The sequence below is a fragment of the Symbiopectobacterium sp. genome (assembly GCF_051710365.1).
Taxonomy (GTDB): domain Bacteria; phylum Pseudomonadota; class Gammaproteobacteria; order Enterobacterales; family Enterobacteriaceae; genus Symbiopectobacterium.
Genome location: NZ_JBPETA010000284.1, coordinates 1 through 2,886, shown reverse-complemented (window position 1 = coordinate 2,886; position 2,886 = coordinate 1). Strand labels below are relative to the sequence as shown.

The window sequence follows — 2,886 nt, the reverse complement described above, 5'->3', positions numbered from 1 at the left end:
GGGATTGTTAGTATGAATCATGAGAGTTACCTCGTGTTTTGTATAAGGATTGGACACCCATATCAAAACCGGTAACTCTCAACCTTGCAAGGTCCAGTGTCAGATCAAGTCGCGACTAATACAAATACTCGTACCATGTCATCCGTTATAATCTTTTCCTGTCGATAAATGCCCTACATAACAACGCGCCTAACGGCGTCCCCGCACATGGGTATTGGCAGACCATTCATAGGTGGCATTAGCATCCGGTTTGAATTTATTTTTCTTCTGCTCTGCGCGAGCCTGCTTAGCTGCCGCCTCCCGTTCTTTCATCAACTTATCGATATAGTCGTCTTTAATTCGGTTATTCTCTGCATTGGTTAACGTGCGACCTCGTTTTTTCCTTTCCTGATCCAGCAGCGTTTTGAGCTGTTGCTGTTCACTTTCTGTCATGTCTTTCTGTGTCAGTCTGGGCATAGGAAGGCATCTCGTTGTGGGTTAGAAAATCCATTGTAGAGCAAATTCGCTAATTTTACATTGGTTTCAATGCCATTGAACGTCAACTGCTTATATATATGGCCTGGCCGTTATTTTGCTTCAGATTATAACCAGTGAATGTATCACCAGGAAAAAATGAAAGGACTCTTATGAAGAAACTTTGGGTATTAATGGTTACCACAACGTTGAATGTTTTTTTACCTACTAATGCCCAAGGCACCCTCTCAACAACACCGCCGCGGATGGATGGTATCGACAAGTTTTATGCATCAAGCGGCCGAACAGGGATTATTCCAGCAAACAGACTGGTTGTTTATTATGGTAATTTCAACTCTCGTAGAATGGGAATACTGGGTGAATATCCTGCCCCTGAACTGTGGAAAAAATTAACCGCTGAAGCGCAGGAATGGGAAAAGGCAGCCCCATCAAAGCCTGTCATTCCAGGATTAGAGTATATTGCTACCGTAGCAAGCAACCAGCCTGGACGAGATGGGTTCTATCGTAACCGTATGAGTAACATGCAAATAGAGAAAGTCCTGTCTGTGGTAAGGATGAAACCAGGTGCAGTTCTGATTCTGGACGTTCAGCCCGGACTGAGCGATTTACACCGTGAGATATCCCGCCTTGAGCCTTTTCTTACTCAACCGGATGTGCATCTAGGCATAGACCCTGAATTTATCATGATCGGAAAAACCATTCCGGGGGCGAGAATTGGAACAATTAACGACAAGGATATCAACAGAGTCGTTGATTATCTTTCAACATTGGTTGTGAAAAATAATCTGCCACCGAAAGTGTTAGTGGTTCACCGTTTTACTAAAAAGATGGTGACGGGGTTTGATAAAGTAAAATCAGATCCTAACGTGCAGGTAATATTGAGCATGGACGGGTGGGGAGCTCCTGAAACCAAAATGGCAACCTATGAAAAAGTCGTCTCTGCTGAACACGGGGTGTTGTATCCGGGCATCAAGATTTTCTACAAGAACGATCTTAGAAAACCGCCACACAGACTGTTATCCAAGGCTGAAGTGCTGAGTTTGCAGCCTCAGCCGATATATATTCAATATCAGTAGTTGAGATGTGTTTTAATGAATACTGATAGTGTATTTCATCAGTGGCGACCGTCAGTGTTGGTGGATGCGCATCGCGCATGGAAGGCAGAGAGTTTTCCATCGCTCCGTTGACTGGTCGCCCAGTCCCGCAAAACAGGGTTTGTTTTATAACCATAATAGTAACTCAGTACGTTTGAAGGTCGAAGGTAAAAGAACGTATCAGCAGTAACGGAACCTAACTGGTCACAACGCCAGATTCCGCCTCCTTATTCATTGGTTCGCATAATGTATGTTATGTTAAATCTTGTTTAATATATAATTACTTCACAAGCTGATCCTCACCACTGAAAATCATGTAGTTAAAGCATCCCTCACCTTTTCATTGCAGTAGTTATGTTTAAGAGCTACTTTCTTCATATCCATGCATTTTATGAGGACTTTAAGGTGTTTATAGTCACTCAACTTAATGTAGTACCCCAGCGACTGTGGGTGTTGGTTGATTCAGAAACAAGTCTGCCACTTCTGTTTCCACTTAGATTTCTTGTCGATCGCCTGTCTTTGCGTTCTGCGTCCACTCAAGCAACTACACTCCAGGCGCTAAAATTTTTCTATGAATTTTGGTTTAAGAAATATGGAGTGACTTTCTGCTTCAGTTTTCACCAGTCTGGTTATAACACTCTGATTGCTATTGAAGAACTTGAAGCCTTTTTTCATTATTTGGAATGTGGAAAATCCAATGTTACTGAACTCAGGATCGTAAGCCACCATAAACCAGCTACTCACAGTTGGACGAATACGAAGCATGTGCATGCGGTCATTCGTTTTATCACATATATGATTAATACTTATATTTCTCCACGGTATATGGATGAGTCTCCTAAGGAATTGTCTCGTCTTTCCTCTCGGTTAACAAATCGAGTGTTGATGCTCCGGGCTGAGTTTCAAACTGGTAAAACAAAAAAATCTCAAAAACAATTCCGTAGTTTAACGCCTGAGGTGGTAAGAATTTTTTACGAGATTATCAGACCGAGTTCACGTTCACGGCCAAATCCAATTAACCCCTTCCCTATTGGCGAAATTCAGTTTCGTAATTATTTGATTTGTCGTCTTCTATTAAATTATGGTTTACGTGTAAGTCAACTTCTGCTTCTGCAAATTAATTCAATTAAAACTAATATTCGAGGCGATCAATTCAGCCTTATTGTGTCATCTATAGAAGATGATATCAGGGATCCTAGGCTGTGTCCCTTAATTGCTTGAGCTATAGTATCCATCTGTTTCTACGACACTTTGGATTATGGCTCGCTACGATCTTTCTGATGAAGCATGGGCAATCATTGAGCCCTTGTTACCAACC

Annotated in this window: 3 protein-coding genes; 2 read left to right on the top strand and 1 reads right to left on the bottom strand. The window is 41.9% G+C overall.

From position 1 onward, the window contains the following. Positions 1-189: 189 nt before the first annotated feature. Positions 190-456, bottom strand: a complete 267-nt coding sequence (locus tag ACTBDZ_RS16700; protein ID WP_438816133.1) for a DUF3811 domain-containing protein — start codon at positions 454-456, stop codon at positions 190-192. 170 nt (positions 457-626) lie between these two features. Here ACTBDZ_RS16700 and ACTBDZ_RS16695 point away from each other — a divergent pair, with 170 nt between their 5' ends. After that, positions 627-1,550 carry a hypothetical protein gene (locus ACTBDZ_RS16695; RefSeq protein ID WP_438816132.1) on the top strand — a complete coding sequence of 308 codons (924 nt, stop codon included), beginning with the start codon at positions 627-629 and terminating at the stop codon, positions 1,548-1,550. 372 nt (positions 1,551-1,922) lie between these two features. After that, the gene (locus tag ACTBDZ_RS16690; RefSeq protein WP_438816131.1) at positions 1,923-2,789 is read left to right on the top strand and encodes an integrase; all 867 of its coding nucleotides are present in this window, start codon (positions 1,923-1,925) and stop codon (positions 2,787-2,789) included. The last annotated feature ends 97 nt before the right edge of the window (positions 2,790-2,886 follow it).

What these genes read in the sequence shown, in the direction of transcription:
- ACTBDZ_RS16695 (WP_438816132.1), top strand. Translation starts at nt 627, where the DNA reads ATGAAGAAACTTTGGGTATTAATGGTTACCACAACGTTGAATGTTTTT.
- ACTBDZ_RS16690 (WP_438816131.1), top strand. Translation starts at nt 1,923, where the DNA reads ATGTTTAAGAGCTACTTTCTTCATATCCATGCATTTTATGAGGACTTT.
- ACTBDZ_RS16700 (WP_438816133.1), bottom strand. Translation starts at nt 456, where the DNA reads ATGCCCAGACTGACACAGAAAGACATGACAGAAAGTGAACAGCAACAG.